The sequence below is a fragment of the Streptomyces sp. NPDC047853 genome (genome assembly GCF_043204535.1).
Lineage (GTDB): Bacteria > Actinomycetota > Actinomycetes > Streptomycetales > Streptomycetaceae > Streptomyces.
On the sequence record NZ_JBIDCI010000006.1, the window covers coordinates 211,051 to 237,049 of the forward strand.

The following is a 25,999-nucleotide window of genomic DNA, read 5'->3' on the forward strand; positions in this document are numbered from 1 at the left end:
TCAGCCCAAGAGCTCCCGCACCACCGGCACCAGTGCGCGGAAGGCCTTGCCTCGGTGGCTGATGGCGTTCTTCTCGGCGGCGGTCAGTTCCGCGCAGGTGCGGGTCTCGCCGTCCGGCTGGAGGATCGGGTCGTAGCCGAAGCCGCCCGTGCCGGCCGGGGTGTGGCGGAGGGTGCCGCGGAGTTGGCCCTCGACGACGCGTTCCGTGCCGTCGGGCAGGGCCAGGGCGGCCGCGCAGGCGAAGTGGGCGCCGCGGTGCTCGTCGGCGATGTCGCCGATCTGGGCGAGGAGGAGGTCGAGGTTGGCCTTGTCGTCGCCGTGGCGGCCGGCCCAGCGGGCGGAGAAGATGCCGGGCGCGCCGTTGAGGACGTCGACGCAGAGGCCGGAGTCGTCGGCGACGGCGGGGTGGCCGGTGGCGCGGGCGAGGGCGTGGGCCTTGAGGAGGGCGTTCTCGGCGAAGGTCACGCCGGTTTCCCTGACGTCGGGGATCTCCGGGTAGGCGTCCGCGCCGACGAGGTCGTGGGGCAGGCCCGCGTCGGCGAGGATGGCGTTGAGTTCGGTGATCTTTCCGGCGTTGCGGGTGGCGAGGATCAGGCGGGTCATGGGGTCAGTATCCCGGGCGTCCGCCGGTCCGCTCGCACCCGCTCCCGCTACGGCGTGCAGACCTTGGTCAGTTCGCCCGCCGCGTCGGTGACGGGGCTGAGGTCGGGGGTCTCGTCGCCGTTCTCGACCGAGGTGCGGACGTTGTCGACGGCCTTGCCGAGGTCGTCGACGGCCTTCTCCACGTCCGTGTTCTCGGTCTTGTCGCCGATCTTGTCGAGGTTCTGGTCTATGGAGGTGAGGGATTCCTCGAGCTGCGTCGGGTCGTTGGACGCGCTCTCGACGGCCTGCTGGAGGGCGGTGACGCTGTCGGCGATGGCGTCGGCGGTCTGGACGCAGTCGAGGGCCTTGTCGACGGCGTCGCAGCCGGTGGTGAGTCCGGCCGTCAGGGCGAAGGTCGCCACGGCTGCGGCGGCGACGGTGGTGCGGCGAAGGCGGCGGTGGCGGCTCGCGGCCATGGGTCTCGGTCCTCCCCTTGGGACAGGGCCGGGTGGCCCGTGTGCGTGCGGTGCGGCGTCGGGCGTACGGCGGGTGCGGCCGTACGCCCGGGGATCTCCTGTGTCGCTGTGTCGCTGTGTCGCTGTGTCGCTGTACTGCTAGTGACGCGGTGGTGGGCGGTGGAGTTGCGCGTCCGGGCCGCCGTTCTCGATGCGCCCTTGGTGTGCTCTTTACTTTTCGAGGGTCGCGTCGAGCGCCTTGCGCTGGAGGTCGGCCAGTTCGGCGCAGCCGCCGGCGGCGAGGTCGAGGAGGGCGTTGAGTTCGGTGCGGTCGAAGGGCTCGGCCTCGGCGGTGCCCTGGACCTCGACGAAGCGGCCGTCGCCGGTGCAGACGACGTTCATGTCGGTGTCGGCGCGGACGTCCTCCTCGTAGCGGAGGTCGAGGAGCGGGGTGCCGTCGACGATGCCGACGGAGACGGCGGAGACGGTGCCGGTGAGGGGCTTGCGGCTGGGCCTGATGAGCTTCTTGGTGGTCTGGGCCCAGGTGATGGCGTCGGCGAGGGCGACGTAGGCGCCGGTGATGGCGGCGGTGCGGGTGCCGCCGTCGGCCTGGAGGACGTCGCAGTCGAGGACGATGGTGTTCTCGCCGAGCGCCTTGTAGTCGATGACGGCGCGCAGGGAGCGGCCGATGAGGCGGCTGATCTCGTGGGTGCGGCCGCCGATGCGGCCCTTGACGGACTCGCGGTCGCCGCGGGTGTTGGTGGCGCGGGGCAGCATGGCGTACTCGGCGGTGACCCACCCTTCGCCGCTGCCCTTGCGCCAGCGGGGGACGCCTTCGGTGACGGAGGCGTTGCAGAGGACCTTGGTGTCGCCGAAGGAGACGAGGACGGAGCCTTCGGCGTGCTTGCTCCAGCCGCGTTCGATGGTGACGGGGCGGAGCTGCTGGGGGGTGCGGCCGTCGATGCGTGACATGCGGGTGAGCCTAGCGGGACATGGGGAGGGGCCCTTCCGGTGGTGCTCGGCGGGAAGGGCCCCTGGGTGCGCCGGTGGGGCGCTTACATCATGTCTTCGATCTCGGCCGCGAGCGGGTCGGCGTCGGTGCCGATGACGACCTGGATGGCGGTGCCCATCTTGACGACGCCGTGGGCGCCGGCGGCCTTGAGGGCGGCTTCGTCGACCAGCGCGGGGTCGTTGACCTCGGTACGGAGGCGGGTGATGCAGCCTTCGATCTCGTCGATGTTGTCGATGCCGCCGAGGCCGGCGACGATCTTCTCAGCCTTGCTGGCCATGTTCCTTCTCCCTGATCCGGACCGCTTTGTCGCAGTAACCCACAGTTGGCCCATCTTCGCGAGCCATCGGGGGTGGTGTACCGAATGATGGCGTCACGGCGGCGGAACCGACCGTCAACTGGTCTACACCAGTGTACCGGCGACCGGATGGAGACCGGATGAGTGCCGACAGCGCGGTCAGTCCCGCTCGCGCCCGCTGGAACACGTTGTTCCAGGGCTTGCAGAAGATGGGGCGCAGTCTTCAGTTGCCCATCGCGGTTCTGCCCGCCGCGGGCATCCTCAACCGGCTGGGGCAGCCGGACGTCTTCGGCGACGACGGGCTGGGCTGGACGAACGTCTCGAAGGTGATGACCGGTGCGGGTGGTGCGCTGCTCGACGGTTCGCTGGGGCTGCCGCTGCTGTTCTGCGTGGGTGTCGCCATCGGCATGGCCAAGAAGGCGGACGGTTCGACGGCGCTGGCGGCGGTGGCGGGGTTCCTCGTCTACTGGAACGTGCTGCGGCAGTTCCCGGAGGACTGTCCGGAGGGGGCGGAGGCGGTCCCCCAGATCGGCTGCCGGCTCACCGACGGGTCGGAGACGGTGACGGCGTTCACGTACCAGAATCCGGGCGTCTTCGGCGGCATCGTGATCGGGTTGCTGGCGGCGTACTTCTGGCAGCGCTTCCACCGTACGAGGCTGGTCGACTGGCTGGGCTTCTTCAACGGGCGCCGGCTGGTGCCGATCATCATGGCGTTCGCGGCGATCGTGTTCGCGGCGCTGTGTCTGTGGGTGTGGCCGCCGATCGGCAGTGCGCTGGAGAGCTTCAGCGACTGGCTGAACGGTCTGGGCGCGTGGGGCTCGGGCATCTTCGGCGTGGCGAACCGGGCGTTGCTGGTGATCGGCCTGCACCAGTTCCTGAACGTGCCGATGTGGTTCCAGTTCGGTTCGTACACGAAGCCGGACGGCACGGTGGTGCACGGTGACATCAACATGTTCCTGGCGGGCGACCCGACGGCGGGGCAGTTCACGACGGGCTTCTTCCCGATCATGATGTTCGCGCTGCCGGCGGCGGCGCTGGCGATCACGCACTGCGCGAAGCCGCACCGCCGCAAGGAGGTCGGCGGCCTGATGCTGTCGGTGGCGCTGACGTCGTTCGTGACCGGGATCACGGAGCCGCTGGAGTACTCGTTCCTGTTCATCGCGCCGTTGCTGTACGCGGTGCACGCGGTGCTGACGGGTGTGTCGATGGCGGTGACGTGGGCGCTGGGGGTGAAGGACGGGTTCAGTTTCTCGGCGGGGCTGATCGACTACGTCATCAACTGGAACCTGGCGACGAAGCCGTGGCTGATCATTCCGATCGGCCTGTGCTTCGCCGTGGTGTACTACGCGGTCTTCCGGTTCGCGATCACGAAGTTCGATCTGAAGACGCCGGGGCGGGAGCCGGAGGACGAGGTGGAGGACGTGGCGAAGGGCTAGCGTCGCGTAGGCTTTCGAGCGTGGTCTTCCAAGGCCCCCGGACCTGGTCCGGGGGCCTTCGGCATGCCTTCGCGGGGGCTGGGAGCGGGCGCCGGATCCGGTACTGCGTGTAGTGCCGCGGTCGCGGAACAGCGGGTTCCTTACACAGCCTTCATCGTGCTACAACAGGTCTACACCACTGAGTGGTTTAGACCTGCGACGACGCCGTCCTCTTCCTTCCCGTGCGACCGGGCGGCGCGCCCTGTCCCCCTGGAGGATGTTGTGACCACGCCCAGCGCCGCGCCCGCGGCAGAGAAGAAGAAGGGCGCCGGTGTGATGGCTGTGCTGCAGCGCATCGGCCGCAGCCTGATGCTGCCGGTCGCGGTGCTGCCCGCCGCCGCCCTGCTGGTGCGCCTCGGCAACACCGACATGCTGGGCCGCCCGGAGTTCCCCACGTTCCTGACGAAGATCGCCGGGTTCATGGCGGCGGGCGGCAACGCCATCCTCGACAACATGGCGCTGCTGTTCGCGGTGGGCATCGCCATCGGCTTCGCCAAGAAGTCGGACGGCTCCACGGCGCTCGCGGCCGTCGTCGGCTACCTGGTCTTCAAGAACGTGCTGGCGACGTTCACCGACAAGAACCTCCCGCAGGTGGCGCAGGCCGTCGACGGCAAGGTCGTCATGACCGACGCGCCGGTGGACGCCAAGGTCCTCGGCGGTGTGGTCATGGGCATCGTGGTGGCGCTGCTCTACCAGCGCTTCTACCGCACCAAGCTGCCCGACTGGGCGGGCTTCTTCGGCGGGCGCCGGCTGGTTCCGATCCTGTCGGCCTTCGCGGGCCTGGTCCTCGGCATCGTCTTCGGTTACATCTGGCCGGTGCTCGGCACCGCCCTGCACAACTTCGGTGAGTGGCTGGTCGGCTCCGGCGCGGTCGGCGCGGGCATCTTCGGTGTCGCCAACCGCGCGCTGATCCCGATCGGCATGCACCACCTGCTGAACTCCTTCCCCTGGTTCCAGGCGGGTTCGTACGAGGGCAAGAGCGGCGACATCGCCCGCTTCCTGGCCGGTGACCCGACCGCGGGCCAGTTCATGACGGGTTTCTTCCCGATCATGATGTTCGCGCTGCCGGCCGCCTGTCTGGCGATCGTGCACTGCGCCCGTCCCGAGCGCCGCAAGGTCGTGGGCGGCATGATGTTCTCGCTCGCGCTGACGTCCTTCGTCACCGGTGTGACCGAGCCGATCGAGTTCACCTTCATGTTCATCGCGCCGGTGCTGTACGCCATCCACGCGGTGCTCACGGGTGTCTCGATGGCGCTGACCTGGGCGCTGGGCATGAAGGACGGCTTCGGCTTCTCGGCCGGCGCGGTCGACTTCTTCCTGAACCTGGGCATCGCGAGCAACCCGTGGGGCCTGGCCCTGGTCGGCCTGTGCTTCGCGGCGGTCTACTACGTGGTCTTCCGGTTCGCGATCACGAAGTTCAACCTGCCGACGCCCGGCCGCGAGTCCGACGAGGAGATAGCCGAGCTGCAGAAGGCGGAGGGCAAGTAGCCCCGCACGCGTCTCGCACGGAGGCGGGGGCCGGGCCCGGGGGCCGGGCCCCGCCTCCGTCGTCGTGCGTCAGACCTCGTACACCGCGCCCGCGGCGGCGACCTCGACCCGTCCGTCGTAGACCTCGCGCGCGTCGGCGAGGTTGACCCGGGGGTCGGTCCACGGCGGGATGTGGGTGAGGACCAGGCTGCGGGCGCCGGCACGGGCGGCGGTCTCGCCCGCCTCGCGGCCGTTGAGGTGCAGGTCGGGGATGTTCTCCTTGCCGTGCGTGAACGCGGCCTCGCACAGGAACAGGTCGGTGTCGCGGGCGAGTTCGTCCAGCACGGGGGTGACACCCGTGTCGCCGGAGTAGGTCAGCGACCTGCCGTCGTGCTCGACGCGGATGGCGTAGGCCTCCACGGGGTGCGCGACGCGCTCGGTGTGCACGGTGAAGGGGCCGACCTCGAAGGTGGACGGCTTGACCGTGTGGAAGTCGAAGACCTCGCTCATGGACGAGGCGGTGGGGGTGTCGGCGTAGGCGGTGGTGAGCCGGTGCTCGGTGCCCTCGGGTCCGTAGACCGGGAGGGGGTCGCAGCGGCCGCCTTCGTGCCGGTAGTAGCGCGCCACGAAGTAGGCGCACATGTCGATGCAGTGGTCGGCGTGCAGGTGGCTGAGGAAGATCGCGTCGAGGTCGTAGAGACCGCAGTGGCGCTGCAGCTCGCCGAGGGCACCGTTGCCCATGTCGAGGAGCAGCCGGAAGCCGTCGGCCTCGACGAGGTAGCTCGAGCAGGCCGATTCCGCGGACGGGAACGACCCCGAGCAGCCGACGACGGTGAGCTTCATGAAGCAGAAACCTCCGCTGGCGCGTGTGGAGAGACGGGGGTCGTGCGGTTTGTCGAGCGTAAGGCGCAAAACCTGTGGTCGCTCCTCCGCCAGGGGCCGTTGTGGGCGAACTCACCTGCGGTGTCACCGGTTCGGCTGGACGTGGGGCGCGTGAGGTCATCGAGGGGGCGCGCGGTGGTGGTGCGCGCCGGTACGGTCCTCGTATGGACACGTCCTGGTGGCTCGCCCTCGCGGCGGTGGTACTGCTCGCACTCGTCGCCACGGTCGTCGACGGCTGGGGTCGCGGGCGGCGGCCCCCTCGGCCGGGCGGCAGCCGGCGTCCGCCGGGGCGGCCGACGGGGCCCCGGGGACGGGTGTCCCGGCCCCGGCCCGCGGAGATCTGGTGGGCGAACGTGCCGTACGAGGACACCGGGGGCGCGAAGGACCGGCCGTGTCTGGTGATCTCGGTGCACGGGCGGCGCGCGCTCGTCGCGAAGATCACCACGCGGCACCGGGAAGGACGGGCCGGGGTGATCACCCTGCCGCCGGGCTCGGTCGGTGACGCGCGGGGGCGGACGAGCTTCCTGGAGACCGACGAGCTGCGCCGGGTACCGGTGAGGGACTTCCGGCGCCGGGTGGGCGAGGTGGACCCGGCCCTGTGGGACCAGGTCCGTCACCTGACCCGGTGAGGGACCGGGTACTCCGCCTCGCCCGGTGAGGGACCGGATACTCCGCCTCGCCCCGTGCGGGCCCTACCGCGTCGCCCCGGCCCGTGAGGACCGGACCCGCCCTCTCGCCCGCGCGGGTCCCCCCGCGTCACCCCGCCCGGCGAGGACCGGGCCCGTCACCTCGCCCGGTGAGGCCTCAGGCCCAGAGCTGGCCCTGGAGGGTCTCGATGGCTTCCTCGGTGGTGGCGGCCGTGTAGACGCCGGTGGAGAGGTACTTCCAGCCGCCGTCGGCGACGACGAAGACGATGTCCGCGCTCTCGCCGGCCTTCACCGCCTTCTTCCCGACGCCGATCGCGGCGTGCAGGGCGGCGCCGGTGGAGACGCCCGCGAAGATGCCCTCCTGCTGGAGGAGTTCGCGAGTGCGGGTGACCGCGTCGGCGGAGCCCACCGAGAAGCGGGTGGTGAGGACGGAGGCGTCGTACAGCTCGGGTACGAAGCCCTCGTCGAGGTTGCGCAGCCCGTACACCAGGTCGTCGTAGCGCGGTTCGGCGGCGACGATCTTCACGTCCGGCTTGTGCTCGCGCAGGTAGCGGCCGACGCCCATCAGGGTGCCCGTGGTGCCGAGGCCGGCCACGAAGTGGGTGAGGGACGGCAGGTCGGCGAGGATCTCGGGGCCGGTGCCGGCGTAGTGGGCGCCGGCGTTGTCCGGGTTGCCGTACTGGTAGAGCATCACCCAGTCCGGGTGCTCGGCGGAGAGTTCCTTCGCGACGCGCACGGCGGTGTTGGAGCCGCCCGCGGCCGGGGAGGAGATGATCTCCGCGCCCCACATGGCGAGCAGGTCCCGGCGTTCCTGCGAGGTGTTCTCGGGCATCACGCAGACGATCCGGTAGCCCTTGAGCCGGGCGGCCATGGCGAGGGAGATACCGGTGTTGCCGCTGGTGGGTTCCAGGATCGTGCAGCCCGCGGTGAGGCGGCCGTCCTTCTCGGCCTGCTCGATCATGTGGAGCGCGGGGCGGTCCTTGATCGAGCCGGTCGGGTTGCGGTCCTCCAGCTTGGCCCAGATGCGGACGTCGTCGGACGGCGAGAGCCGCGGCAGGCGCACCAGGGGGGTGTTGCCCACCGCGGCCAGCGGGGAGTCGTAACGCATCCCGATCAGGCCATGCCGCCGGCCACGGCCGGCAGGATCGTGATGCTGTCGCCGTCGGTCAGCTTGGTGTCGATGCCGTCGAGGAAGCGGACGTCCTCGTCGTTCAGGTAGACGTTGACGAAGCGGCGCAGCTGCTCCCCGTCCACGATCCGGGCCTGGATGCCCGCGTGCCGGGTCTCCAGGTCGGCGAAGAGCTTGGCGAGGGTGTCCCCGTTGCCCTCCACCGCCTTCTGGCCGTCGGTGTACTGGCGGAGGATGGTCGGGATGCGGACCTCGATGGCCATGGCTGAGGGCTCCTGTCGGAAGGTGTCGTGGGTTCGGTCAGGCGCGCGGCGGCACGCGGCAGCCCGCCGCGGCTCACGGCCGTACGGCGGCGGAAGTCAACAGATGGCGCTGTTCAGCCTGCACAGGTCGACGTGCAGGCGCGCCACGAGCAGCGTGCCCGGCGCCTTTTCGCTCACGTCGAGAAGAACCATGGGCTCATCGTATCGATTCCCGGTCCGGCCCCCGGAGTGTGATCTCACCCTGCGGACATGATTCATCCGCTATGCGGGACGCGCCCGGGATCAGTACGCCTCCACGACCTTGACCTCCTCCTCCGTCACCTCGCCTTCCAGGATCCGGAACGACCGGAACTGGAAGTCGCCGGCGCCGTCGGTGTCCGCCGTGGAGACCAGGACGTAGTGTGCGCCGGGCTCGTTGGCGTAGGTGATGTCGGTGCGGGAGGGGTAGGCCTCGGTGGCGGTGTGGGAGTGGTAGATGACCACCGGCTCCTCGTCGCGGTCGTCCATCTCGCGGTAGAGCTTCAGCAGGTCCTGGGAGTCGAACTCGTAGAAGGTCGGGGAGCGCGCGGCGTTCAGCATCGGGACGAACCGCTCCGGGCGGCCCTCGCCCACCGGACCGGCCACCACGCCGCACGCCTCGTCGGGGTGGTCCTCGCGCGCGTGGGCGACGATCTGGTCGTACAGGGCCTGGGTGATGGTCAGCATGCGGCCAGGATAAGCAGAGGGCCGGACCGTACCGATGGGTGGTACGGACCGGCCCGTATGCCGGACATCCTGAGCGGCGGCCGCGCTGGGGTGCCACGAGCACCCCGTGCGGCCGGACGTCCTCGGTGCGCGCGAACGCGCTGGTCGGAGTCTGCCGGCCGGGGTGGCCGTCAGACGATCTTCTCCATCTCCGGCTCGTCGCGCCGCTCGGTGATCTCCGGGTTGCGGCTCTTGAGCACGGCCCAGCCGATGCCGAGCGCGACGGCCCAGCCGGCCATCACGTAGAGGCAGACGCGGGCGTCGGCGTCGAGGGCGATCAGGCAGGTGACGAAGAGCAGGAAGGCGATGGCGATGTAGGAGCAGACCGAGCCGCCCGGCGCCGGGAAGGAGGAGGCGGGCAGGCGGCCCGCGACGACCTTGCGGCGGTAGAGGACGTGGCTGATCAGGATCATCAGCCAGGTCCAGATGCCGGCGGCGGTGGCGATGGAGGTGACGTAGCCGAAGGCCTTCTCCGGGACGACGTAGTTGAGGACCACGCCGATGCCCATGAAGATCACCGAGACGCCGATGCCGATGGCCGGGGTCTTGGTCGACGACAGCCGGTTGAAGATCTTCGGGGCCTCGCCGTTGTCCGCCAGGGAGCGCAGCATGCGGCCCGTGGAGTACATGCCGGAGTTGCAGGACGACAGGGCGGCGGTGAGCACGACGAAGTTCACGATGCCCGCGCCGGCCGGGATGCCGATGACCGTGAAGGCCTTCACGAAGGGGCTGACGCCCTCGGCGAACTCGGTCCACTTGACCACGGCCAGGATGACGGTGAGGGCGCCGACGTAGAACAGCGCGATGCGCCAGGGCAGGGTGTTGATCGCCTTGGGGAGGGTCTTCTCCGGGTTCTCGGACTCACCGGCGGTGACGCCGACCAGCTCGACGGCGAGGTAGGCGAACATGACGCCCTGGAGGGTCATCAGGGACGAGCCGATGCCCTTGGGGAAGAAGCCGTCGAACTCCCACAGGTTGGAGACGGCGGCGGTGTCGCCGGCCTGGCTGAAGCCGAGGGTGAGGACGCCGATACCGATGACGATCATGCCGATGATGGCGGTGACCTTGACCATCGAGAACCAGAACTCGATCTCGCCGAACAGCTTCACCGAGATCAGGTTGGCGACGAACAGCAGGACCAGGAAGACCAGGGCGGAGACCCACTGCGGGATGTCCGGGAACCAGTAGTGGATGTAGATGGCGGCGGCGGTGAGTTCCGCCATGCCGGTGACCACCCACATCAGCCAGTACGTCCAGCCGGTGAAGTAACCGAAGAAGGGGCCGAGGAACTCGCGCGAGTACTCGGCGAAGGAGCCGGAGACCGGTCGGTAGAGGAGCAGCTCGCCGAGCGCCCGCATGATGAAGAAGATGATCACGCCCGCGAGGGCGTACATGAGGATGATGCTGGGGCCGGCCTTGGCGATGTTGGCCCCGGCGCCCAGGAAGAGGCCGACGCCGATGGCGCCGCCGATCGCGATCATCTGGACCTGGCGGCTGTTGAGTCCGCGTTCGTACCCCTCTTCGGGGGCCTTCTCCGTGTCGACCTGCGCAGAGGTCATGTGTGGTGCGCCTTTCTCCATGCCGAACCGGGCCTTCTCGCGGCCTCGGATCGGGTCTCGATCCCCCCGGATGATGGAGCTGAGCGGGCCTCACGTCCCGCTCGGTGCCTGGCCGGCGATCCGCCGGCTCGGTGGCGCACCCGGCCGAACATTCGGGTGGTGTTCGCCGGGCGGTCGTGAAGATTTACCACGACGGCCCGGCTGATCACAGGGGCACTCTGTGACGTGTCCCATAGGCAGAAGCGGACAAAAACCACCCATGGGGTGCAAAAAAGGGCATCGTTTTGACAGGATCGTTATCCGGATTTGAGGGTCCGCTGAGCGGACACTCAGCGTGCCCGTACCGCCACGTTCAGGGCATAAGGGTCGCGACGAGGGACTCCTGGAGACCGCCGAGCCACAGGTAGGCCATCACCATGGGCTTGCGCGGGTCCTCGTCGGGCAGCCGGTAGAGCAGGTCGGTGTCGTCCTCGTCGGCGATCTCCAGCCGGGAGCCGATCGCCAGGCGCAGGTCGTTGAGGGCGCTCAGCCACTGCCGGGACTCCGCGGCCGACAGCTTCAGCACCGCGCCGTCCTCGCCCGCCCCCGCGCTCGCCGAGGCGAGGGCGTCCAGGGTGCGGATCACCGCCAGCGCGTTGTCGCGCTTGCCGGCGCGCAGGTCGTTCTCCGTGTAGCGGCGGAACTCGGCGGAGTGCGCCCGCTGCTCCTCGGCCTCCGCGGCCTGGGGGGTGCCCTCGGGATCGCCGTAGGCGTCGGGGAACAGGCGGCGCAGCACCGGGTCGGTGGGCGGCTCGCTCGGGCCCTCGGCGAAGAGCTCGGCGAGCGGGTCGTCGGAGGCGTCCTCGGCGGGGCCGGGGCCGATCAGCTCCAGGAGCTGCACGGCCAGGGACCGGATGATGGAGATCTCGACGTCGTCGAGGGCGACGGCCGCGCCGCCGCCGGGGAGCGGTTCGAACTGTCCGGGCATCGAGGTGATTCAGCTACTTCCGTCCTGCGGGCGGGCGTGGGTCATTTCCGGTCCTGCTGGAGGGTGGCCCACAGGCCGTAGCCGTGCATGGCCTGCACGTCCCGCTCCATCTCCTCGCGGCTGCCGCTGGAGACGACCGCCCGGCCCTTGTGATGGACGTCCATCATGAGCTTGGTGGCCTTGTCCTTCGAGTAGCCGAAGTAGGACTGGAAGACGTACGTCACGTAGCTCATGAGGTTGACGGGATCGTTGTGGACGATCGTCACCCAGGGCACGTCGGGCTCGGGTACGGCGAAGACCTCCTCCGCCGACTCGGTCTTCTCGATCTCCATGGGTGCGGCTGCCGTCACAGGGCCCATGCTGCCACCACAGGGGGGCGGCCGCACAAACGGGTCTGTGGGCCACGCCACGCGACCAGAAATCGTCAGTCTGACGAAATGGGGGTACGATTCCTGCCATGAACACAGCGGACCTTGGGCTGCCGGTGGACGTTCCCTCGACGGCGCTCTTCACGGACCAGTACGAGCTGACCATGCTCCGAGCCGCCCTGAAGGCGGGCACGGCCGAGCGGCGCAGCGTGTTCGAGGTCTTCACGCGCCGGCTGCCGGACGGGCGCCGCTACGGCGTCGTGGCGGGCACCGGGCGGGTGCTGGACGCGGTGGAGAACTTCCGCTTCGACGCGGACGTCCTCACCTTCCTGCGCGAGCGGGGCATCGTCGACGAGGAGACGCTGGACTGGCTGGCCCAGTACCGCTTCAGCGGCGACATCTGGGGCTACCCCGAGGGCGAGGTGTACTTCCCGGGCTCGCCGATCATGCGGGTCGAGGGGACCTTCGGCGAGTGCGTGCTGCTGGAGACGGTGATCCTCTCCATCCTCAACCACGACTCGGCGATCGCCGCCGCCGCGTCCCGCATGTCCTCGGCCGCCGGGGGACGTCCGCTGATCGAGATGGGCGCCCGCCGCACCCACGAGCTGGCCGCGGTGGCCGCCGCCCGCTCCGCCTACGTCGGCGGCTTCGCGACCACCTCCGACCTGGCCGCCGGCTTCCGCTACAACATCCCCACCGTCGGCACCTCCGCCCACGCCTTCACCCTGCTGCACGACACCGAGCGCGACGCCTTCCAGGCGCAGGTGGAGTCCCTCGGCCGCGACACCACGCTGCTGGTGGACACCTACGACGTCACCGAGGCCGTCCGCACGGCCGTGGAGGTCGCCGGGCCCGAGCTGGGCGCCGTGCGCATCGACTCCGGCGACCTGCTGCTGGTCGCCCACCGGGTGCGCCAGCAGCTGGACGAGCTGGGCGCCACGGAGACGAAGATCGTCGTCACCTCCGACCTGGACGAGTACGCCATCGCCTCGCTGGCGGCGGCGCCCGTGGACGCGTACGGCGTCGGCACCCAGCTGGTGACCGGGTCCGGGCACCCGACGGCCTCGATGGTCTACAAGCTGGTCGCCCGGGCCGAGTCCGGCGCCCCCGCCGACGCCGCGGGGCCGCTGGTGGCGGTGGCGAAGAAGTCCAGCGGGGGCAAGACGTCGATCGGCGGCCGCAAGTGGGCCGCCCGGCGCCTGGACTCCCACGGGTACGCCGAGGCCGAGGTGGTCGGCACCGGGCCGGTGCCCGAGGACCTCGCCGACCGGCAGCTCCTCGTGGAGCTGGTCAGGGGCGGCGAGGTGGTCGCCCGCGAGCCGCTGGACGCCGCCCGGGACCGGCACGCGGCCGCCCGCGCCAACCTGCCGCTGTCCGCCACCCAGCTCTCCCGAGGGGAACCCGTCATTCCGACGGAGTACGTGCACGAGGGCTCGGGTAGCTAAAGCAGGTGCGGGCCCCGCAGGCCCGCGTCAGCCGTCCGTCCGTCCCCTCCCGCCCCCACTCGACCCAGTCGAAGGACACCGACCATGCGCCGCGCCCTGATCGTCGTAGACGTGCAGAACGATTTCTGCGAGGGAGGCAGCCTCGCCGTGACCGGCGGTGCGGACGTGGCCGCCGCCATCACCGAGCTGATCGGGCAGGCGCCCGCCGGCTACCGCCACGTGGTGGCCACCCGCGACCACCACATCGCGCCGGGCGGCCACTTCGCCGACAACCCCGACTACGTCCACTCCTGGCCGGCGCACTGCGTCGCGGGCACGGAGGGGGTCGGCTTCCACCCGAACTTCGCCCCCGCCGTCGCCTCCGGCGCGATAGACGCCGTCTTCGACAAGGGGGCGTACTCGGCCGCCTACAGCGGCTTCGAGGGAGCCGACGAGAACGGCACGCGGCTCGCCGACTGGCTGCGGACCCGGGAGATCGACGAGGTCGACGTCGTGGGCATCGCCACCGACCACTGCGTACGGGCCACCGCCCTGGACGCCGCCCGCGAGGGCTTCCGCACCCAGGTGCTGCTCGACCTGACCGCCGGAGTGGCCGCGCAGAGCACCGAGCGGGCGCTGGAGGAGCTGCGGGAGGCGGGCGTGGAGCTGTCCGGGAAGCCGGTCGTGCACTAGGTCGCGTCCGCAAGGTCCGCCTGCCCCGCGACGCCCGGCACGCTCCCCGGGAGGGGGCACCCCCACTCTCCGCACCGGGCGAAGCCCCGAGTAGGCCTCGTACGAGTGGCTGCGCCCGGCCCCGCCCCCAGCCTCAGGCCGGGGGCCCCCAGAGCACGCACCGGACGCCGCGGGGCCCGCCCTCCGGGCGGACGACGGGACTGTGCGGATACGGCCCAGCGGGCGTCGAGCCGTACAGGAAGGCGGTCGGCCTCCGGCGGCCGCGTGCTCCGCTACGCCTGGGGCGCCGGGCGTCTGAGCAGGGCGCGGATCGGGTGCCACAGCTCCTGGACCGGCTCCGGACCGCCCGGGACGGCGGCCACCGGCGCCGTGCGCCAGATCAGGCCGTCCGGGTGGTGCAGGACCGCGGTGATCTCGTCGGGGGTCGGCGGGGCCGCGTTGCCCCGCAGGTAGACCGCGCGCAGCCCCAGATTGCGCAGCCTGGTCAGGGCGCGCGCCCGGTTCTGGGCGTGGACGAGAAAGCGCAGGCTGCCGTCCGGGCCGGCGGGGCTGGGCAGGTTCAGCGCCACCACCACCGTGCCGTTCGGCAGCTTGCAGAAGCCTCCTGCGGCCATGCGGTCATACCCCCGTGTCTGCCGGTGCCGGTCCGGATGTCGGACCAGGTGTCAATAAGAGAACCACAGGACGCACCTAAACACGGATCGGCGGCGACCCGCCAGGGGGTCACCGCCGATCACGCTCTGACCTGGGCAGATGCTGTCTACCTGCCCGCGGAGCCAACCTCCAGCTCGATCGTCGAGCCGTTCTTGGCCTCCTTCAGGATCTTGATCTTCGTGTTGGTGTCAGTGATCTTGACGCCGCCGGTGGGGTTCGACTCGTCGTAGTAGTCGCTCTTGCGGTCGTTGAAGACCGAGACGCCCTTCGAGCCCGGGAAGTACTTCGCCACGTCGGCCTTGTGCAGCGTGATGGCGTCCGTGCGGTAGAGGCTGAACGGCGAGTCGTACGACTGGATGCGGTTGCGCAGCAGCGTGCCGTCCTTCCACTTCATCGCGGTCGGGTGCGAGTCGACGGGCAGGACCAGGCCGGTGCCGGGGTGCTGGCTGGTGTTGTTGTCCGCCTGGGAGGTGTCCCACTTCCAGATCAGCAGACCGTTCTGGTACGGGTAGTGCTCCACCCAGTCCGGGCGCTCCGTGAAGCCGAAGTTGTACGGGCCGGTCTTCAGGGTCTTGTCGTACGACACGTACTGCCGGTTCTCGGCGAGGTAGTACTGCGCGTAGTCCTTGGTGAAGGAGGCGCCGACGCGGGAGAAGCCGGTGGCCGTCCAGGCGGCGTCCGCGGTCTCGGCGTTGTCGGTGAAGAGCGCCTGTCCGTCCGCGGTGACCGTGATGGCGTCGGCCGTGAAGCCCTTCTGGGCCACGCCGCCGTCCGTCTGGTAGCGGAAGCGGACGTCGACCTTCTGACCCGCGTAGGCGTCGAGGGAGTACGCGAACTTCTTGTGACCGTCCAGGGTTCCGTGCAGGGCCGGCTTGTCGGCGGCGTCGCGCGGGACCGGCTGACCGTCCACCGTGCCGTCGACGGCGGTCCAGTTGGCGCCGCCGTCGGTGGACACCTCGGTGTAGAGGTAGTCGTAGTTGGCCTCGATGTCGTACCAGCCGTCGAAGGTCAGCTCGGCCTTCGCCTTGCCGGTGAGGTCGACCGAACGGCTCAGCGTGTTCTTGAGGTTGTCACCGCTGCCGCTCCACCACTGCGTGGCGCCCTCGGCGGGCGTGACGATCTCGGTGGTGACCGCCTTCTTCGGCAGCTCGACGACCAGGCCCTGCTTGTGCTTGGTGTTGTACTCCGCCACGCCCAGCTTGTGCCAGGAGCTGACCCCGGCCTTGGCGGTGTCGTAGTTCAGCCAGCCGAGCTGGAGCTTGTCCCAGGCGGTCATGTCGCCGGGCAGGTCGCCGATCTCGTTGCGGCCGGTGCCGAGCCACGAACCGGACGACATCAGCGTCCAGAAGCCGGTGGAGTTGTCGCCGCCGGCGGTGTCGTAGTGGTCCGGCAGACCGAGGTCGTGGCCGTACTCGTGGGCGTAGACGCCGAGTCCGCCGTTCTCCGGCTGGATGGTGTAGTCGCCGACCCAGACACCGGTGGAGCCGATCTGCGAGCCGCCGAGCTTGTTCTGCTCGGGACCGGTGGCGCCGGCGTCGGTGCCGAAGGCGTACCAGCGGTGGGCCCAGATGGCGTCGGTGCCCTGGGCGCCGCCGCCCGCGGACTCGTCCTCGCCGGCGTGCACGACCTGGAAGTGGTCGATGTAGCCGTCGGGCTCGTTGAAGTCGCCGTCGCCGTCGAAGTCGTAGCGGTCCCACTCGTCGAAGCGGGCGGCGTCGGCCTTGATCTGGGCGTCGGTGCGGCCGGCCGCCTTCTGCTGCTCGACCCAGGCGTTCAGGCCGTCGCTGACGACGTTCCACACGCTGGGGCAGTTGGTGTCGCCGCAGGCGTTGTTGCCGTAGCGGGCCTCGTTGTAGGGGACCTTCACCCAGTCGGAGACCTCGCCCTCGACCGAGTAACGGCCGGAGGACTGCTTCTCGTAGTACGTCTTGACCGAGTCGACGCCTTCGCCGGAGCCGAAGTACAGGTCCTGGAAGTGCTGCTGGTCGTAGTCCTCCTTCCAGGCCGTGGAGTTGTCGGTCTTGCGGTTGGGCTTGGCGATCTGGTTGTGCAGCGGGCCGGCGTCGCCGCCGTAGCGGCTGTCGACCTTGTCGCCGAACTCGACCAGGATGGTGAAGATCTTGTCCGTCTTCTCCCGGCCCAGCTCGACGTACTTGCTGTCGCCCTTCTTGCTCTTGAGCTGGACGACGTTCGAGCCGTCCTTCTTCTGCACGGAGGCCTTGCCGGATATGACCTGGTTGAGGGCCTCCTCGCGCTGGGCCTCCTGCGTGTCGCTCAGGGGGCCCTTGAGGTCATGGGAGTCCATGCCCTTCGCGGGGTGCGGGTCGTGGCGGTCCACGGCCTCCGGTCGGGCGGGCGAGTCGGCCTGCGCCACACCGGCCGCGGAGAGCGTGGCGGTGGCGGCGGCCAGGGCGACGGTCGTCGCCGCCGTTCTGAACGTCCAGGATCTTCTGGTCACTTGAGTTCCTCCCCCGCGTGCACGTGCGCGGATGGGGGGCCAAGGACAGGGCAAAGTCCGCGCACACGTGGTCAACGCGTGTAGTCAAGTGACGACATTTGACTAGAGGTTCACCGGAAAAGACAGACCTTGACTTGAGCAGGACAAGTGCACTATGCGGAGGGCGGGTTCGTTTTGCGGACACCCCACCGGGACCCGAGCGGCACCGGACGGGCGCGCGGGACCGTCCACTGACCGGGCACCATGAATCCGTGCGCCCCCCGTGCATCGGCCATGCCGGTTAGGTCACGCTTACTGCTGGTTCCACTCGGGCACACAGCGGGTTAGAGTCGCTTGGCACCACGCCCGGAAGCCGGCGGAAAGCCAGGCTGACAGCCCGTCTCACCCCCAGATTGTCTTCCGAGGACACGATGGCCATGCCCCGTCCGACTGCCGCACAGTTCGCCTACGGTACGTGCACCGTGATCTTCTCGACGCTCGCCATGCTGCTGCTGTCCCGGACGAGTTCGGGCCCCGGAGTCGCCGTCGTCGCCGTGGCCGCGCTCGCCCTCGGGCTGCTGGTCGCCCTGACCGTCCCCCAGCCGAGGGCGCGCAGGGTGGCCGCCGTGCCGGCCCGCCGGCCCGTCGCGGACCGGGAGCCGGTGCCGGCGGCGCGGGTCTCCGCGGGTGCGGGCGAGACGGCCCGCGGTCGCGCCGCCTGACGCCTCCGTGCCGCCCGGGGCGCCGGCCCCGGGCCGTCAACGGGCACTGACCACCACCGTCTTGGCCGCCTTGTCGTGCAGGCCCTGCTTGTAGGGCCGGTCGAAGAAGCTCCAGCCGCCCGCGATGATCGTCCAGACGCAGGCGCAGCAGAAGGCGAACGGGATCCACAGCACCAGGGCGCGGATCAGCGACGTCTGCACCGAGGGGGTGGCGCCGTTGTCCAGGTTGGCCACCCGCAGGCCGAGCCACTTCTTGCCGAGGGTCTGGCCCGACTTGCTGGTCATGTAGGTGTCGTAGGCGATGTAGAGCACGGCGGCGATCAGGGACTGCCCGAAGGACTTGCCGACCGAGATGTCGTCACCGTCCACCTGGTACTCCTGGACGTCGAACGCCCAGCTCAGCAGCCACACGACGATACCCACGAGGATCATGTCGATGATCCGGGCGAGCGTGCGCCGACCGCTGTCGGCGAGCGGGGGCATGCCGGCCAGTGGATCGGTGGGGTGGTTCCCGCCGCCGTACGGGTCGCCTCCGTAGGGCCCACCCCCGCCGGGGGGCGGGGCGCCGTAGGGCCCACCCCCGCCGGGGGGCGGGGCGCCGTAGGGCCCACCGCCGCCCGGAGGCGGAGCTCCGTACGGGCCACCGCCGCCCGGAGGCGGGGGCGTGCCGCCGGAGGGCGGGGGCTGGCCGGTGCTGCCGTGCGGGGGCGGACCGTCGTACGGCGAGCCCGTGCCGCCCGCGCCCGGGTCGGGGCCGGGGCCGGGTTCCTGGCCCGGCCCGGGCGACGGGGGACGCTTCCTGAACGGGTCGTCTTCCGGCGGCTGCCCGCCGAAGCCGGGGGGCGGTTCGCTGCTCATGGCCCGAGTCGACCGCGATCACCCCGCGCGCGCATCCGGCGAGCGGCCGTCCGGAGTACGAGCGCCTCCGGCGGTGCCCGGGGCGGGGCTGCCGGGGTCTGATCCCGGGCCTGTGCGGGACCCCGCCGTCGGGCCTGTGCGGGACCCCGCCGACGGGCCGGAGACGGAACCGCGTCCGTCGGCACGGGAGGGCGCGCACCCGCGGTACAGGCGGGACGACGGCGTCATGGCTCAGCGGGGTTCCGGGGCCCGCCGGGGCGCGGGCCGGGTCAGCCCGCTACGAAGGTGCGGGACGCCTTGTCGTGCCAGCACTGGTGCCACGGCCGGTCGAAGAGGCACCACGCGACGCCGACGACACCGACCACCAGGAGACCGGGGACGCTGTAGACCAGCCAGCGGCGCAGGGCGGCGCCGAAGGACGGGGGCTCGTGCGCCTCGATGTCCCGCACCTCCAGACCGAGCAGCTTCTTGCCCAGGGTGCGGCCCCACTTGGCGGTGGGCAGCGCCTCGTAGACGACGCCGAAGAGCAGCAGGACGGCCAGCACGATGCCCAGGTACGTGGAGGTCGTGCCGTCCAGCAGCCAGACCGTCACGGTCTCGCCGGAGAGCCTGGCCTCGTCGATCTTGTCGTCGACGTGGTCGATCGCCTTGGTGCCGAGGGGCACGGCGGCGACCGCGGTGACGCCGGCCAGGACGACGGTGTCGATCAACCGGGCGGCCAGCCGCTTGCCGAGTCCGGCGGGCCGGGCCGCCGCCTGGCGCCGCGCGGCGGCCTGGAACACGTCCTCGACCGGTGGCTTCCAGGGCGCGACGGGCTGCTCGTCCCCGGCCGCGCCGGCGAGCCGGTGCACCTGCTGCGCCCACGACGACTGGCCCCCGCCGGGGCCGGGCGCGATCGGGGCGGAGGCCGCGGGCCGGGGGGCGGCTGCCGGGTGCGGGACCGCCGGGCCGCCCGGCGACCCCGGGCCCGTGGGCCCTCCCGGGGCACCCGTCCGCTGCGGACCGGACGGCGCCGTCGGGGACTGCGCGGCGGCGCGCGCGGCGGCAGCCTGGCCGGCGGCGAAGCCGGGGCCGCCCGGGGCGGCCGCGCCGGGGCGCTGGGCGCCCGCGCGCGGGGAGACCGCGCGGAAGGTCATGGTGCCCTCGTCCTCGGCACCGCCGTCCGGGGCCGGGGTGTTCCGCCCTCCGGTCACCGGGCGCCGGAAGACGAAGGTGTTGCCGGAGTCGCCGTCCGTCCCGCCGGACGCGTTCCCCGCCGGCGCGGAGCGGGCGTCGTCGCCCTGCGCGGGCCGGCCGCCCGCCACGGAGCCCGCGGTACCCGGCGCGTCCGCGGGCCCGGCGCCACCGCCACGGGGGTCGGCCGGCCCGCCGGGGGCGCGTCCGGCCTGAGCGCCACCGACGGCACCCGCACCACCCGGCGCACCCGCGGACGTACCGCCCGGCACTTCACCGGACGCACCCCCGGCCCGGGCGCCCGTCGGGCCCGCGCCACCGTCGGTACCGGACTCACCGCCGGTGCCCGGGCCGCCGGCTCCGGCCGCCGCTCCCCCGGCCTGGCCCGCAGCCCGCGCGTGCGGCACCCTCGGGTCCGCGCCCTGGACGGTCCCCGGCCAGGCGACCCGCTGGTCGGGGCCGTCGGCGAAGCCGGACTGGCGGGAGCGGTCGGCGCCCCAGGCCGTGGCGGGTTCCGGGCGGCTGCCGTGCTGGGACGCGGCGGGCGCCTCCTCGACCGGGTCCTCGTCGAAGAAGTGCGGGCCGGTCTCCTCCACCGAGGGCCGCACGCCGGCCGGCGGCGCGAGCGGTTCGCCGTCCTCGGGCGCGGGGCGGCTGGTGCCCGGCACCCAGGAGGCTCCGTTCCAGTACCGGACGTATCCGGGGATGGAGGGGTCGGGGTAATACCCTTCGCGGGGCCTGTCGTCGCCGGGGGCCGGGGTTGGGGCGCTCATGTCCGTCGTCCCGTATCTGCTCGGGGGTTGATATGGGGGCTCAACATCTATCAGACGGGCGCAATCCGCACCGCCGGTCCCGCCGGTCCCGCCCCTTTCCGGGCAACCTCGTGCATGGACCTTCACACGCGGGACAGAGGTGGGGGAAAAAGTTCCGCGAACCCGCGTAACGCTCACGGCCCTCGCCGCTCTCCCTCGTGCGGGTCCGGTCCAGGCGGCCCGTGCGGACCCGTACGAGAGAGGACACCCCGCCATGCACCCCAACCCCGCCGTCGTGGAGCGCGAGCTGGAGCTGAGGCTCATCCTGTCGCCCGAGCGCGGCATCCCGGTACCCGCGCTGCTCGGCTACGCCACCGACGACCCGTACGCCGTGCACATCACCTTCCACATCGACTCCGGCCATCCGGTGCACTGGACGTTCGCCCGCGACCTGCTGGTGGAGGGGGTGTTCCGGCCCTGCGGGCAGGGGGACGTGCGGGTGTGGCCGTCGAAGGCGGACGGGCGCAGCGTCGTGCTGATGGCGCTGAGCAGCCCGGACGGCGACGCCCTGCTGGAGGCGCCGACGGCGCAGGTGTCGGCCTGGCTGGAGCGCACCCTGCTGACGGTGCCGCCGGGCACCGAGGGCGGACGGCTCGGCATCGACGACGGGCTGGCCGAACTGCTCGCCCGGTGACGGATTCGCGGGCACCGCGGGTCAGAAGAGCTTGCCCGGGTTGAGGATGCCCAGCGGGTCGAAGACCTCCTTGACGCCCCGCTGCATCTCCAGGCCCACCGGACCGATCTCCCGCGCCAGCCATTCCTTCTTCAGCACCCCCACGCCGTGCTCGCCGGTGATGGTGCCGCCGAGTTCCAGCCCGAGGGCCATGATCTCGTCGAAGGACTCGCGGGCCCGCCGGGACTCGTCGGGGTCGGAGGCGTCGAAGCAGACCGTCGGGTGCGTGTTGCCGTCGCCCGCGTGGGCGCAGACGCCGATGGTGAGGTCGTACTTCGCGGCGACGCGTTCGACGCCCTCCAGCATGGCGCCGAGCCGGGAGCGGGGCACGCACACGTCGTCGATCATCGTGGTGCCCTTGACCGCTTCGAGGGCGGTGAGGGACAGGCGCCGCGCCTGGAGGAGGAGTTCGGACTCGGCGGCGTCGTCGGCCGGGACCACCTGCGTGGCGCCGGCGGCCTCGCACAGGGCGCCGACGGCGGCGAGGTCGGCGGCCGGGTCGGCGGTGTCGAAGGCGGCGAGGAGCAGGGCCTCGGTGGTCTCCGGGAGCCCCATGTGGGCGAGGTCGTTGACCGCCTTGACGGTCGTGCGGTCCATCAGTTCGAGGAGGGACGGCACGTGCCCGCCCTCCATGATCCGGCAGATCGCGTCGCAGGCGGCGGACGCGGAGGCGAACTCGGCGGCCAGCACCAGCTGCTCGGGCGGCTTGGGGCGCAGCGCGAGGACGGCCCGTACGACGATGCCGAGCGAGCCCTCGGAGCCGACGAAGAGCCGGGTGAGGTCGTAACCGGCGACGCCCTTCGCGGTGCGGCGGCCGGTGGACATCAGACGGCCGTCGGCGAGAACGACGTCGAGGCCGAGGACGTACTCGGCCGTCACGCCGTACTTGACGCAGCACAGGCCGCCGGAGGCGGTGCCGATGTTGCCGCCGATGGTGCAGGACTCCCAGCTGGAGGGGTCGGGAGGGTAGTACAGGCCGTGTTCGTTCACCGCGCGGGAGAGCGTGGCGTTGACGACGCCCGGTTCGACGACGGCGACGCGGTCGACCGGGTTGATCTCCAGGATGCGGTCCATCCTGGTCAGGGAGAGGACCACGCAGCCGTCGGTGGCGTTGGCGCCGCCGGACAGGCCGGTGCGGGCACCCTGCGGGACGACCGGGACGCGCAGCTCGGTGGCGGTGCGCATGACGTGCTGGACGTCCTCCACGGTGCGCGGCAGGACGACCACCGCGGGGGCGCCGGCGGGGCAGAAGCTCGCCATGTCGTGGGCGTAGGAGGCCGTGACGTCGGGGTCGGTGATGACGGCGTCGGCGGGCAGGCCGGCGAGCAGCCGGTCGACGAGGGTGCCTGAGGCCGCGGGCGTCCGGACGGCGGCGGCTGCGTCGGCTGCGGCGGCCTCGGCGACCGCGTCGGCCTCGTCGCGAGGCGCTTCGATACGGCTCATGATCTCAGGTTCGCACCCGGGGCCATCGGTGTGAACCCCGTGGACGGCAGGCGGAGCAAGCCCGGGTGTGCTCGTCGTACTGACGCACAGTGAGCGGCATGGAGATCACACGCGGGTGGCCTGCCCGCCGCGGGCGCCGGGCGCTGACCGCCTCCGTCGCCGGGGCCGTCGTGCTCGGCGGGGTCCTGGTGCTGCTTCCGTGGGGCGGGGGTGAGGACGCTCCGCCCGCGCCGGGGCCGGCCGCCCTGGCGCGCGGGGCGGTGACCACGGGCGTGCCGGCCGCGCTGCCGGACCTGGCGGTGCTGATCGGCGACCGGGAGAGGCACCTGCGGGCGCATCCGCTGGACGGGGTGTCGTGGGCGGTCCTGGGGACGGCGTACGTCGAGCAGGGGCGCCGGACGGCCGACGCCGCGAACTGGCCGAAGGCCGAGAAGGCGCTGCGCACCTCGCTTCAGGTGGGGGCGGAGCGCAATCCGCAGGCCCTGGAGGGGCTGGCGGCGCTGGCGGTGGCGCGGCGGGACTTCCCCGCGGCGAAGAAGTGGGGCGAGGACGCGGTGAAGGCGGCGCCGAAGCGGTGGACGGCGCACGCGGTGCTGATCGACGCGTACACCGGGCTCGGCGACCACGAGGGCGTGGGCCGGGCTCTGGACAAGGTGATGAAGCTGCGTCCGGGGACGCCGGCCGTGGGGGCGCGGGCCGCGGCCGTCTACCGGGACCGGGGCTGGCGGGAGGACGCGGCGGCGCGGATCTCGGACGCGGCGGCGGCCGCCGAGGCACCGGCCGAGCGGGCGGCGTACCTGGAGCAGGCGGGGCGGCTGGCGTTCGAGCGCGGGGACCGGGAGGAGGCGCTGCGGTTCTTCCAGGAGGCGCGGCGCATCGACCCCGACCAGCGGGCGGCGCAGGCCGGGCAGGGGCGGGCGCTGGCCGCGCTGGGCCGGACGACCGACGCGCTGTCGGCGTACCAGGCGGCGCTGGCCAAGCGGCCGAGCCCGGAGTACGCCCTGGAGCTGGGCGAGCTGTACGAGTCGCTGGGGCTCGACCAGGCCGCGCGGGTGCAGTACGACCTGCTGCGGGCGCGGGTGCGGGAGGCGGGGGCGGCCGGGGCCGACGAGGAGCTGGTGCTGGGGCGGTTCGAGGCGGACCACGGTGATCCGGAGGCGGCGGTGCGGCGGCTGCGGGAGGAGTGGGGGCGGCAGCCCGGGACCGCGGTGGCCGACGCGCTGGGCTGGGCGCTGCACCGGGCCGGTGAGGACGAGGAGGCGCTGGAGTTCGCGACGATCGCGACCGACGGCGAGCAGGGGGGCGGGGTGCGCAGCGCCTCGTACGCGTTCCACCGGGGGGTGATCGAGCGGGCGCTGGGACGGTACGGGCCCGCGCGGCGGCACCTTCGGGAGGCGCTGACGATCAACCCGTACTTCTCGCCGCTCGGGGCGCCGGAGGCCGAGCGGGCGCTGGCGGAGCTGGGCGAGCCCTCCGTGGAGGACCCGCCCGGCTGAGCCCTGCGGGGTCGTCAGAGGTTGCCGCGCTTGGCCTGCTCGCGCTCGATCGCCTCGAAGAGGGCCTTGAAGTTGCCCTTGCCGAAGCCCATGGAGCCGTGCCGTTCGATCAGCTCGAAGAAGACGGTCGGGCGGTCCTGGACCGGCTTGGTGAAGATCTGCAGCAGGTAGCCGTCCTCGTCGCGGTCGACGAGGATCTTCAGCTCGCGCAGGGTGTCCACGGGCACCCGGGTCTCGCCCGCCCACTCGCCGAGGGTGTCGTAGTACGAGTCGGGGGTGTCGAGGAACTGGACGCCGGCCGCCTTCATCGTGCGCACGGTCTGCACGATGTCGTTGGTGTTCAGCGCGATGTGCTGGACGCCGGCGCCGCCGTAGAACTCCAGGTACTCGTCGATCTGGGACTTCTTCTTGGCGACGGCGGGCTCGTTGATCGGGAACTTGACCTTGAGGGTGCCGTCGGCGACGACCTTCGACATCAGCGCGCTGTACTCGGTGGCGATGTCGTCGCCCACGAACTCCTTCATGTTCGTGAAGCCCATGACCTTGTTGTAGAAGCCGACCCACTCGTTCATGCGGCCGAGTTCCACGTTGCCGACGCAGTGGTCGACGGCCTGGAAGGTGCGCTGGGCGGGCGGCTGGACCATCGGCTCGGCGGCGGCGAAGCCGGGCAGGTACGGGCCGTCGTAGCCGGTGCGCTCCACCAGGGTGTGGCGGGTCTCGCCGTAGGTGGCGATGGCGGCGAGGACGACGGTGCCGTGCTCGTCCTTGACCTCGTACGGCTCGGCGATCGAACGGGCTCCGTGCTCGACGGCGTAGGCGTGGGCGGCGCGCGCGTCGGGGACCTCGATGGCGAGGTCGACGACGCCGTCGCCGTGCTCGGCCACGTGCTGGGCGAGGAAGCGGCCCCAGTCGGTGGACGGCTTGATCACCGAGGTGAGCACGAAGCGGGCGGAGCCGTTCTCCAGGACGTAGCTCGCGGTCTCGCGGCTGCCGTTCTCCGGTCCGGAGTACGCGACCAGCTTCATGCCGAAGGCGGTGGAGTAGTAGTGCGCCGCCTGCTTGGCGTTGCCCACGGCGAAGACGACCGCGTCCATTCCCTTGACCGGGAAGGGGTCGGCCTGCCGGGCGGTGTCGGGAGTGTGGTGTGTGGTCTGCGTCATAGCCGCAGGGTCTCCCGCGTCTGCAAGGTGCGCAATAGTTTGCGTTTTCACTGGACAAGCTGACCAGGGATACGGGGTCCAGTGCGGGCGATCTGTACAGGATGACCAGCCGGGAGGGCGCGGGGATGGGGATCGATCCACTGGACGGGCGGATCATCGGGCTGCTGGCCCGGGAGCCGCGGATCGGGGTGCTGGAGATGTCCCGGCGCCTCGGCGTGGCCCGCGGGACCGCCCAGGCGCGCCTGGACCGGCTTCAGTCGAACGGAGTCATCCGCGGTTTCGGTCCGGAGGTGGACCCGGCGGCGCTCGGCTACCCGGTGACCGCCTTCGCGACGCTGGAGATCCGGCAGGGCCAAGGGGCGGACGTGCGGGCGCACTTGGCGACCGTGCCGGAGGTGCTGGAGCTGCACACCACGACCGGCACCGGGGACATGCTGTGCCGGCTGGTGGCCCGCTCGAACGCCGATCTCCAGCGGGTGATCGACCGGGTTGTCGGTTTTGATGGCATCGTCCGGGCCGCCACGGCGATCGTCATGGAGAACCCGGTCCCGCTGCGGATCATCCCGCTGGTGGAGCAGGCCGCCCGCGACCGGGGCGGCGAGGCCTAGG

The 25,999-nt window shown here is 71.6% G+C and carries 27 protein-coding genes; 9 read left to right on the forward strand and 18 right to left on the reverse strand.

Annotated elements, in window-relative coordinates:
* The 4 genes from rdgB to ACGF5T_RS14525 all read right to left on the reverse strand — a co-directional run bounded on the left by rdgB (window position 1) and on the right by ACGF5T_RS14525 (window position 2,326).
* Window positions 1–603: an RdgB/HAM1 family non-canonical purine NTP pyrophosphatase gene (rdgB, locus tag ACGF5T_RS14510; protein ID WP_366767240.1), complete on the reverse strand. Its 603-nt coding sequence runs from the start codon at window positions 601–603 to the stop codon at window positions 1–3.
* A gap of 47 nt (window positions 604–650) precedes the next feature.
* Window positions 651–1,058, reverse strand: a complete 408-nt coding sequence (locus ACGF5T_RS14515) for a hypothetical protein (protein ID WP_356603865.1) — start codon at window positions 1,056–1,058, stop codon at window positions 651–653.
* 210 nt (window positions 1,059–1,268) lie between these two features.
* The gene (gene rph / locus ACGF5T_RS14520; protein ID WP_361011082.1) at window positions 1,269–2,009 is read right to left on the reverse strand and encodes a ribonuclease PH; all 741 of its coding nucleotides are present in this window, start codon (window positions 2,007–2,009) and stop codon (window positions 1,269–1,271) included.
* 83 nt (window positions 2,010–2,092) lie between these two features.
* Complete coding sequence (locus tag ACGF5T_RS14525; RefSeq protein ID WP_053131695.1) at window positions 2,093–2,326, reverse strand: glucose PTS transporter subunit EIIB; 234 nt, start codon at window positions 2,324–2,326, stop codon at window positions 2,093–2,095.
* Between the two features lie 158 nt (window positions 2,327–2,484).
* On the opposite strand from ACGF5T_RS14525, the gene ACGF5T_RS14530 reads away from it, so the two are divergent.
* Window positions 2,485–3,780, forward strand: a complete 1,296-nt coding sequence (locus ACGF5T_RS14530; RefSeq protein WP_356603868.1) for a PTS transporter subunit EIIC — start codon at window positions 2,485–2,487, stop codon at window positions 3,778–3,780.
* Window positions 3,781–4,041: 261 nt separating this feature from the next.
* Window positions 4,042–5,307 (forward strand): PTS transporter subunit EIIC, encoded by a 1,266-nt coding sequence (locus ACGF5T_RS14535; RefSeq protein ID WP_356603870.1) that lies wholly within the window; start codon window positions 4,042–4,044, stop codon window positions 5,305–5,307.
* Window positions 5,308–5,376: 69 nt separating this feature from the next.
* On the opposite strand, the gene ACGF5T_RS14540 is transcribed toward ACGF5T_RS14535, so the two are convergent.
* Window positions 5,377–6,129: an MBL fold metallo-hydrolase gene (locus ACGF5T_RS14540; RefSeq protein ID WP_356603872.1), complete on the reverse strand. Its 753-nt coding sequence runs from the start codon at window positions 6,127–6,129 to the stop codon at window positions 5,377–5,379.
* 203 nt (window positions 6,130–6,332) lie between these two features.
* Between ACGF5T_RS14540 and ACGF5T_RS14545 the strand changes: the two genes are divergently transcribed.
* Window positions 6,333–6,797, forward strand: a complete 465-nt coding sequence (locus tag ACGF5T_RS14545) for a type II toxin-antitoxin system PemK/MazF family toxin (protein ID WP_356603875.1) — start codon at window positions 6,333–6,335, stop codon at window positions 6,795–6,797.
* 175 nt (window positions 6,798–6,972) lie between these two features.
* Here the strand turns inward: ACGF5T_RS14545 and ACGF5T_RS14550 are convergent, their stop codons facing one another.
* From ACGF5T_RS14550 to clpS, 7 genes are all read right to left on the reverse strand, one after another.
* Window positions 6,973–7,923: a cysteine synthase gene (locus ACGF5T_RS14550; protein ID WP_361011087.1), complete on the reverse strand. Its 951-nt coding sequence runs from the start codon at window positions 7,921–7,923 to the stop codon at window positions 6,973–6,975.
* Between the two features lie 5 nt (window positions 7,924–7,928).
* Complete coding sequence (locus ACGF5T_RS14555; protein WP_361011090.1) at window positions 7,929–8,207, reverse strand: MoaD/ThiS family protein; 279 nt, start codon at window positions 8,205–8,207, stop codon at window positions 7,929–7,931.
* A 96-nt stretch (window positions 8,208–8,303) separates the two neighbouring features.
* Window positions 8,304–8,399, reverse strand: a complete 96-nt coding sequence (locus ACGF5T_RS14560; protein WP_310873142.1) for a putative leader peptide — start codon at window positions 8,397–8,399, stop codon at window positions 8,304–8,306.
* A 90-nt stretch (window positions 8,400–8,489) separates the two neighbouring features.
* Window positions 8,490–8,912, reverse strand: a complete 423-nt coding sequence (locus ACGF5T_RS14565; protein WP_063482172.1) for a Mov34/MPN/PAD-1 family protein — start codon at window positions 8,910–8,912, stop codon at window positions 8,490–8,492.
* Window positions 8,913–9,082: 170 nt separating this feature from the next.
* Complete coding sequence (locus ACGF5T_RS14570) at window positions 9,083–10,510, reverse strand: amino acid permease (protein ID WP_356603881.1); 1,428 nt, start codon at window positions 10,508–10,510, stop codon at window positions 9,083–9,085.
* Window positions 10,511–10,862: 352 nt separating this feature from the next.
* Window positions 10,863–11,477: a DUF2017 domain-containing protein gene (locus ACGF5T_RS14575; RefSeq protein WP_361011094.1), complete on the reverse strand. Its 615-nt coding sequence runs from the start codon at window positions 11,475–11,477 to the stop codon at window positions 10,863–10,865.
* Between the two features lie 41 nt (window positions 11,478–11,518).
* A complete protein-coding gene (gene clpS / locus ACGF5T_RS14580) occupies window positions 11,519–11,836 on the reverse strand; it encodes an ATP-dependent Clp protease adapter ClpS (protein WP_053131729.1) in 318 nt (105 codons plus the stop codon).
* Window positions 11,837–11,934: 98 nt separating this feature from the next.
* Here clpS and ACGF5T_RS14585 point away from each other — a divergent pair, with 98 nt between their 5' ends.
* Window positions 11,935–13,290 (forward strand): nicotinate phosphoribosyltransferase, encoded by a 1,356-nt coding sequence (locus tag ACGF5T_RS14585; RefSeq protein ID WP_356603885.1) that lies wholly within the window; start codon window positions 11,935–11,937, stop codon window positions 13,288–13,290.
* A gap of 84 nt (window positions 13,291–13,374) precedes the next feature.
* The gene (locus ACGF5T_RS14590; RefSeq protein WP_361011101.1) at window positions 13,375–13,962 is read left to right on the forward strand and encodes a nicotinamidase; all 588 of its coding nucleotides are present in this window, start codon (window positions 13,375–13,377) and stop codon (window positions 13,960–13,962) included.
* A gap of 272 nt (window positions 13,963–14,234) precedes the next feature.
* Here the strand turns inward: ACGF5T_RS14590 and ACGF5T_RS14595 are convergent, their stop codons facing one another.
* Window positions 14,235–14,576, reverse strand: coding sequence for a hypothetical protein (locus tag ACGF5T_RS14595; RefSeq protein WP_356603889.1), 342 nt, complete (start codon window positions 14,574–14,576; stop codon window positions 14,235–14,237).
* Window positions 14,577–14,722: 146 nt separating this feature from the next.
* Window positions 14,723–17,074, reverse strand: a complete 2,352-nt coding sequence (locus tag ACGF5T_RS14600) for an immune inhibitor A domain-containing protein (RefSeq protein WP_366768665.1) — start codon at window positions 17,072–17,074, stop codon at window positions 14,723–14,725.
* A gap of 410 nt (window positions 17,075–17,484) precedes the next feature.
* Between ACGF5T_RS14600 and ACGF5T_RS14605 the strand changes: the two genes are divergently transcribed.
* Entirely contained in the window at window positions 17,485–17,775 is a 291-nt protein-coding gene (locus ACGF5T_RS14605; RefSeq protein WP_392887973.1) for a hypothetical protein, read from the forward strand.
* A 36-nt stretch (window positions 17,776–17,811) separates the two neighbouring features.
* Here ACGF5T_RS14605 and ACGF5T_RS14610 read toward each other — a convergent pair whose 3' ends face one another.
* Together ACGF5T_RS14610 and ACGF5T_RS14615 are read right to left on the reverse strand one after the other, a co-directional pair.
* On the reverse strand, window positions 17,812–18,633 hold the full coding sequence (locus ACGF5T_RS14610; protein ID WP_356603895.1) for an RDD family protein: 822 nt from the start codon (window positions 18,631–18,633) through the stop codon (window positions 17,812–17,814).
* A 269-nt stretch (window positions 18,634–18,902) separates the two neighbouring features.
* The gene (locus ACGF5T_RS14615; protein WP_366768666.1) at window positions 18,903–20,579 is read right to left on the reverse strand and encodes an RDD family protein; all 1,677 of its coding nucleotides are present in this window, start codon (window positions 20,577–20,579) and stop codon (window positions 18,903–18,905) included.
* A 253-nt stretch (window positions 20,580–20,832) separates the two neighbouring features.
* On the opposite strand from ACGF5T_RS14615, the gene ACGF5T_RS14620 reads away from it, so the two are divergent.
* Window positions 20,833–21,252 (forward strand): SsgA family sporulation/cell division regulator, encoded by a 420-nt coding sequence (locus ACGF5T_RS14620; RefSeq protein WP_356603899.1) that lies wholly within the window; start codon window positions 20,833–20,835, stop codon window positions 21,250–21,252.
* 21 nt (window positions 21,253–21,273) lie between these two features.
* Here ACGF5T_RS14620 and ACGF5T_RS14625 read toward each other — a convergent pair whose 3' ends face one another.
* Window positions 21,274–22,734 (reverse strand): FAD-linked oxidase C-terminal domain-containing protein, encoded by a 1,461-nt coding sequence (locus ACGF5T_RS14625; RefSeq protein ID WP_356603901.1) that lies wholly within the window; start codon window positions 22,732–22,734, stop codon window positions 21,274–21,276.
* Window positions 22,735–22,832: 98 nt separating this feature from the next.
* On the opposite strand from ACGF5T_RS14625, the gene ACGF5T_RS14630 reads away from it, so the two are divergent.
* Window positions 22,833–24,230 carry a tetratricopeptide repeat protein gene (locus ACGF5T_RS14630; RefSeq protein WP_356603903.1) on the forward strand — a complete coding sequence of 466 codons (1,398 nt, stop codon included), beginning with the start codon at window positions 22,833–22,835 and terminating at the stop codon, window positions 24,228–24,230.
* Window positions 24,231–24,244: 14 nt separating this feature from the next.
* Here ACGF5T_RS14630 and hppD read toward each other — a convergent pair whose 3' ends face one another.
* The gene (gene hppD / locus ACGF5T_RS14635) at window positions 24,245–25,390 is read right to left on the reverse strand and encodes a 4-hydroxyphenylpyruvate dioxygenase (protein ID WP_356603905.1); all 1,146 of its coding nucleotides are present in this window, start codon (window positions 25,388–25,390) and stop codon (window positions 24,245–24,247) included.
* A 125-nt stretch (window positions 25,391–25,515) separates the two neighbouring features.
* Between hppD and ACGF5T_RS14640 the strand changes: the two genes are divergently transcribed.
* Window positions 25,516–25,998, forward strand: a complete 483-nt coding sequence (locus ACGF5T_RS14640; RefSeq protein WP_356603907.1) for an Lrp/AsnC family transcriptional regulator — start codon at window positions 25,516–25,518, stop codon at window positions 25,996–25,998.
* The last annotated feature ends 1 nt before the right edge of the window (window position 25,999 follow it).